At 40.7% G+C, this 5,919-nt stretch carries 5 protein-coding genes, 1 tRNA gene and 1 pseudogene; 6 read left to right on the forward strand and 1 reads right to left on the reverse strand.

The genetic code is table 11. The annotated features are described in order from the left end of the window. Window positions 1-191: 191 nt before the first annotated feature. The 4 genes from CMM32_12230 to CMM32_12245 all read left to right on the forward strand — a co-directional run bounded on the left by CMM32_12230 (window position 192) and on the right by CMM32_12245 (window position 3,308). Window positions 192-578 carry an anti-Sigm factor, ChrR gene (locus CMM32_12230; protein MBT07656.1) on the forward strand — a complete coding sequence of 129 codons (387 nt, stop codon included), beginning with the start codon at window positions 192-194 and terminating at the stop codon, window positions 576-578. Window positions 579-766: 188 nt separating this feature from the next. Next, complete coding sequence (locus CMM32_12235; protein MBT07657.1) at window positions 767-1,054, forward strand: hypothetical protein; 288 nt, start codon at window positions 767-769, stop codon at window positions 1,052-1,054. Window positions 1,055-1,513: 459 nt separating this feature from the next. Further along, a complete protein-coding gene (locus tag CMM32_12240) occupies window positions 1,514-2,011 on the forward strand; it encodes an aldehyde-activating protein (GenBank protein ID MBT07658.1) in 498 nt (165 codons plus the stop codon). Window positions 2,012-2,330: 319 nt separating this feature from the next. Next, complete coding sequence (locus CMM32_12245) at window positions 2,331-3,308, forward strand: hypothetical protein (GenBank protein MBT07659.1); 978 nt, start codon at window positions 2,331-2,333, stop codon at window positions 3,306-3,308. A gap of 167 nt (window positions 3,309-3,475) precedes the next feature. Here the strand turns inward: CMM32_12245 and CMM32_12250 are convergent. Next, window positions 3,476-3,565: transfer RNA gene (locus CMM32_12250), tRNA-Ser, on the reverse strand. Between the two features lie 187 nt (window positions 3,566-3,752). Here CMM32_12250 and CMM32_12255 point away from each other — a divergent pair. Further along, complete coding sequence (locus tag CMM32_12255) at window positions 3,753-4,730, forward strand: lytic transglycosylase (GenBank protein MBT07660.1); 978 nt, start codon at window positions 3,753-3,755, stop codon at window positions 4,728-4,730. Window positions 4,731-4,748: 18 nt separating this feature from the next. Then, window positions 4,749-5,228: pseudogene (locus CMM32_12260) on the forward strand (hypothetical protein). The last annotated feature ends 691 nt before the right edge of the window (window positions 5,229-5,919 follow it).

Genomic DNA, 5,919 nt, shown 5'->3' on the forward strand with positions numbered 1-5,919 from the left:
ATGCATTGTCTGTCCCATTTCCCTCACTTAGGGTTTGGGACACTGGGACACGGAACTAAAGTTGTGCGTTTTTAGCGGCATTGTGAGGCGTACTTAACTGCATGCAAGTACAAGCGAAATACTTCTAGAAGCTCTTACTCATACATTAAATGTGTATACTAGAACAATCAACGTTTCTGAGGGAGAAATCGATGACAAAGAGAGAACCCAAAGTACAAGCCACTATCGGGGCCTCGACCTACGTAGATCCGAAACAAATCGAATGGTCACCCAGCCAGTTTAAAGGCATAGAAATCAAAGTATTGTATGAAAATAGAGAAAAAGGTGAAATGACTTGCCTATTAAAATGGGAACCTGGCACGACCCTTCCCATGCACAAGCACCCTGAACTAGAACAATCGTTTGTCTTGGAAGGTTCTTTTTACGATCACGACGGCATCTGTAAAGCTGGTGAATATGTTTGGAGAAAGGAAGGCTCATTTCATGAAACACATTCTGATGAAGGATGTATAATTTTGGCCGTTTATAGAAAACCTAACATTTTTAAAAATACACAAGGTTTTTATAGGAAACCCTAGAATTATATTTGAGAGAATACCTTTTTAATTTTAGATAACAGGCTTTTCCATATAATCGCGTCTTTAAACTATAATCGTGTCCTTAAAACATTGCGGGTGTATGTCGTCATATCCACCCGCGTCTTTCCTCTCCAATAAAATTTGGACTAAGATAATAGAGTTTTAAAACAATTATGTGAGGGACCATTATGAGTATAGGCAGAATTACAAAGCTAGAGTTTGAGTCGGAGGAAGCATTAAAACAAGCGGAGGTTACCTACGATAAGATAAGAGATGAGGCATTTCCAACTCTAGAATTGGTGATCAATATAAAAACCGGCCCAACTTCAGTTGTTTCAATTGCGCTTTATCCGGACTCACAGTCTGCAGCAAGCAACCTGCCGGCTCGGGAAAACTTTCAAAAAACACTAGGTGAAACCCTAACAGACAGTTCGATGCAAGAGGGTGAAGTATCATACTTCTATCAGGCAGATTAGCCTTCTAAGCCTAATTAACATGACGGTAAACATGGACGCCCTTCAGATGTCGAGCCTATAGGGCGAGTGGACACGGTGATCTTCGAATCTGCTATCCTAGCTCCATAACAAGCAAGGCATAAGCAGATGACGAACCTAACCACACCCAAAGCCATCTTATGCGCCACGAATAATGTAGAAGCAGCTAGTGGTGCGTTTTCTGTGTCACGGTAAAGCAGACTTAACTGCATGCAAACCAGAGCGAAACACTTATACAATGTGTTATTCATACATATTCTCCCATGTGACTAGGGCGCGCTATGGATCAGAGTTCTTCTCCCAATTAACTCTGGACGCTCCCTAATCTCCCACAGCTTATCCAAACTATGTGTATTCAATATGTGATACAATCCCATCTTATTTGTGATTAAAAATTTAATCATTCATTATTAGCCGATTATCATCCAATCGGAGAAAAAAATGACAAAAGATATCGATCTTCCATTAACTGGAAAATGTTCATGTGGACAGGTTAGCTATGAACTAGGTGAAGCTCCCCTTTTCACACACGCATGCCACTGTGTTGATTGTCAGTGTTCAACCGGAAGCGCTTTTGTAATTCACACCCTAACGACCAAATCTGGGTTCAAAATAAGTGGGGAAACAAAGTCGACGACTTTGCCCACAGGTAGTGGCGCAGGATATGACCCTCATTTCTGTTCCAAATGTGGAACATTCGTCTGGTGTGAATACCATGTAGCACCCAAGGGCTTTGTGGTACTAAGAACTGGCACTTTAGATAAACCACATAATATCCACCCACAAGCACATATATTTACAACACAGAAACTTCCATGGCTATCTTTGCCAAAGGATGTCCCATCTTTTCCAGAAATGTACAACCGGACTGAAACGTGGCCAAAGGCAAGTAATCAAATAATGGATAGCTTAGTTGCAAACGCTAAGAGCAACACTTGACCTTCCGAGTGGCTGTCTCATTTGGGATTTTGTTGAGGCATGCTTGGATCGTATTATCTGAGCGCTTTCGGGGTATGGTGGAGGCGCTCTCCAGCCGTTTTCACCGCCCAAAATGGTATTTATGTCGTCAACTAACTGACAAACGCATAACGTGGACCATACGGTTATCGGCATTTTGATCGGCATTTCTGCCAAAAAATTTACAAAAAATAAGATCAGGAAATGCCTACTTACTTTATGAGCAGTCGACTTGTCATGCTTGTCCTAGATTGACCTCATTCTGGAAATTCTAAATTGAGTATATTGATACTTTGTTGTGATGCATTTTTTCGTTATTTTTCTTGATATTTTGTTATTTTTTGCATCACTAGAGATTTCCTATATGAGAAACTTACAGATCTATCGCTATGTCGATACTATATCGCGCACCGGCTCCATTAGAAAGGCAGCAGACCGCCTCAATATAACCAGTTCCGCATTGAATCGAAGAATTCTCTCTTTAGAAGACGAACTTGGGTTTCAAATATTTGAGAGAATTGGCAATGGAGTTCGACTGAATACTGCAGGTGAGCTGGTTGTTGTCATGTTTCGAAAACAACTGGCTGAAGCCGAGCGCTTAAAATCTCAACTGGCAGATTTATCTGGAATTCGTCGCGGTAACGTCTCCATAGCCTGTAACCAAGCACTTTTAACCTATTTTCTGCCCCATCAAATACATAAATACCAATCAGAGTTTCCGAATGTTACGTTCAACATTATGGTAAAAGATGGTGAACAAGCTATGGACAGCCTAAGAGATTATAGCGCCGACTTGGCACTTGTTTTCGAGTTTTCGTCAATGAAAACAGCAGATTTACAAACTATTTGCACCGTAAGGCAGCCTATCCACGCAATCATGGCAAAGAGCCATGCTTTAAGTAACAGAGAAACCCTACAATTTATAGATTGCCAAGATTATCCTCTGGCGTTACCTGGAAACCCACAATCATTAAGAGATATATTAGAACTTACCGCAAACAAAACGTCCACGCCATTGACCCCTTCGTTAACATCAGACGATTTCACATTTTTGAGAAATTATGTTCGATTAGGGGAAGCAATTTCTTTTGAACTGCCAATCGGCCTCCCATCGGACAGCGCAAATTTCGACTTATTAAATATACCAGTAGAACTACCCGACGATTTAAGCGGACTACTCCATTTAGCTCAACTCAGGGATCGCACCCTGCAAGTAGCCGCCGCTCGTTTTGCGGACCAATTATCCCAGACGTTTTTTAACAAATTTGATACAAATTAAAAGCCAGCGTATTACCTTATCAAAGGTGATGTCCTTTCTGCATTCCTTTTAGGAATAAAAAACTGGTTAACTGCAAACATGTATGAACATTAGCGATCAGAATTCCCGAAAAAGTGACTGATTTCATTGGTTTTTTATACGACGATGATTTTCGGTGAATGCGGAAGTGGCGGATGGGGTGGGATTCGAACCCACGAGACGCTCTCACGCCTGCCGGTTTTCAAGACCGGTGCCTTCAACCGCTCGGCCACCCATCCGTAAAAATGAATTCGTTTATCGGTTACTGCGGTTATGACGGTAGGTCAATGGCAAAATTGCTGAAACCGCATATTAATAACAAAAATTTTATATTTCAGGACAAATGAACTTATCTAACGCTATATCTTGCGTCTTTCGTTGGGTTGTGTAACAAGATGATGTGAGGGAATTAAGGAAAGACGGTGGATGTTTATATCGAGATATCTAATTACCTTAACAATCATCAGCTTTTTCATTCAAGGCTTTGGTGCAAAAGCTATTGCTGAAGAATTTAACGCTTGGTTAGATGCACTAAAAATTGAGGCCAGGAGCAAAGGTATTTCTCAAAGTACAATAGAAAGTTCTTTAAGTGGAATCAAACCTATCCCAAGAGTAATTGAATTGGATAGAAAACAGCCAGAATTTACTCTTACATTTAAAGAATATTTGAGACGTGTTGTATCAGACCGGCGTATAAGAATTGGTAAGGCCAAGTTAGTTGAGCACGAGAAACTTTTGACTGAAATTAGTATAAAATATGGCGTTCAGCCCAGATATATAATTGCTCTATGGGGAATTGAAACAGATTTTGGGAGGATCACTGGGGGTTTTCCCGTTATCCCATCGCTTGCAACGCTTGCTTACGACGGTCGTCGCAGTAAATTCTTTAGAAAAGAGCTCTTTTTAGCACTCAAGATCGTTGATAAGGGCCATATCACGGCAAAAGATATGCTTGGGTCTTGGGCCGGTGCGATGGGACAAAATCAATTTATGCCTTCAAGCTTCCATGCTTATGCGGTTGATTATAACAGGGATGGATCAAAGGATATTTGGAAAACGCTACCAGATATTTTTGCATCTATTGCAAACTATCTTTCAAAGTCAGGTTGGCAAGGAGATCAAACATGGGGTAGGGCAGTCCGCCTGCCCGATAAGTTCTCGTCAAAGCTGTTGGGCAGAAAAATAAAAAAGGGGCTTAACCAATGGCATGAACTGGGCGTTCGGAAACTATCTGGTAAGGATCTGCCGAAAAGAAATTTAATTTCTTCAATAATTAGACCTGAAAAAGGAATGGTTGGTCCAGCTTTCGTCGTTTATCACAATTACGGAGTAATATTAAAGTGGAATAGGTCTAACTACTTCGCAACAGCGGTAGGAACCCTTTCTGATAAGATTAAACATTAAGTGGACCGAATTATACCTATGAAAACAAAAGATAAAAAATATCTGTTGTGCAAAATGGAATCACTTAGGTTCTTACTAACGTTTTTTTGTCTTTTAATTTTTCTAGGCGGTTGTGCTGAGACGGCGTTGGTGGTTCACACAGCCAAGGAAATAGCAAAAGTTAGTAAACCTACCGTAGCGAAAGGACGATATAAAGTTGGGACGCCTTATCAAATAAAGAATGTTTGGTATTACCCAAAAGTTGAATACGATTATGACGAAACCGGGATAGCCTCATGGTACGGACCAAATTTTCATCAAAAGTTGACGGCTAATGGCGAGATTTTTGATCAAAATGCGATAACCGCAGCGCATAGAACTCTTCCAATGCCAAGTATTGTGCGTGTTACTAATTTGGAAAATGGGAGATCTCTTATAGTGCGAATTAATGATCGGGGGCCTTTTGCCCATGGGAGGATTATAGATTTATCACGAAGATCTGCTCAGTTGCTTGGATTTATTAGGAAAGGAACAGCTAAAACTAGAGTGGAAATATTAGCGGCCGAGAGTAAAGCGATTGCTCAGAGGTCTAAAGGGGGATACACAGCTGTTCTCCCTCCAATTGCTAACAATGCACCGAAGCCATTAGCTGTTCCAACAACTAATGTTTCTGTAAAATCCTTGCCGATTATTCCCGGTACGAAATTAGCCAAACAAAAGGTTTCAAATATTTCAAATCAGAATCAACCTCTGAAAAGAAGTGCTATAAACTTATCTAAACAATCGCGATCCCGAGAGGTTGTCCAATTACCCGTCACTGGAAGTGAAATTTATGTACAGGTTGCTTCGTTTAGGAACAAACAGAGTGCCGAAAGCTTTCAGAAGGTCATAGCTGATATAGGGATCACGGGCGTATATAAAGCTCTTGTGAAAGGAAAACAATTTCACCGCGTAAGAATTGGCCCTTTAAAAAATGTCTCTCAGGCGGACTCAGTACTTGGAAAACTTATTAAAAGGGGCTTTCCAGGGGCTCGAGTGATAGTTAGAACATATAAGTAAGGAAGTAACTTTCAAATATTTGAAAATGTCGGTAATAAATTCGAAAATTTAAGGTGTGTATATGAGCAAAACTAGTTTGCCAGTGCTTAGTACAATTATATTGATCATTGGTTTAAGCGCGACATCGCCCGCGCCAGCTTTTGATACGTCC

The sequence above is a fragment of the Rhodospirillaceae bacterium genome (genome assembly GCA_002728255.1).
Taxonomy (GTDB): Bacteria; Pseudomonadota; Alphaproteobacteria; order UBA7887; family UBA7887.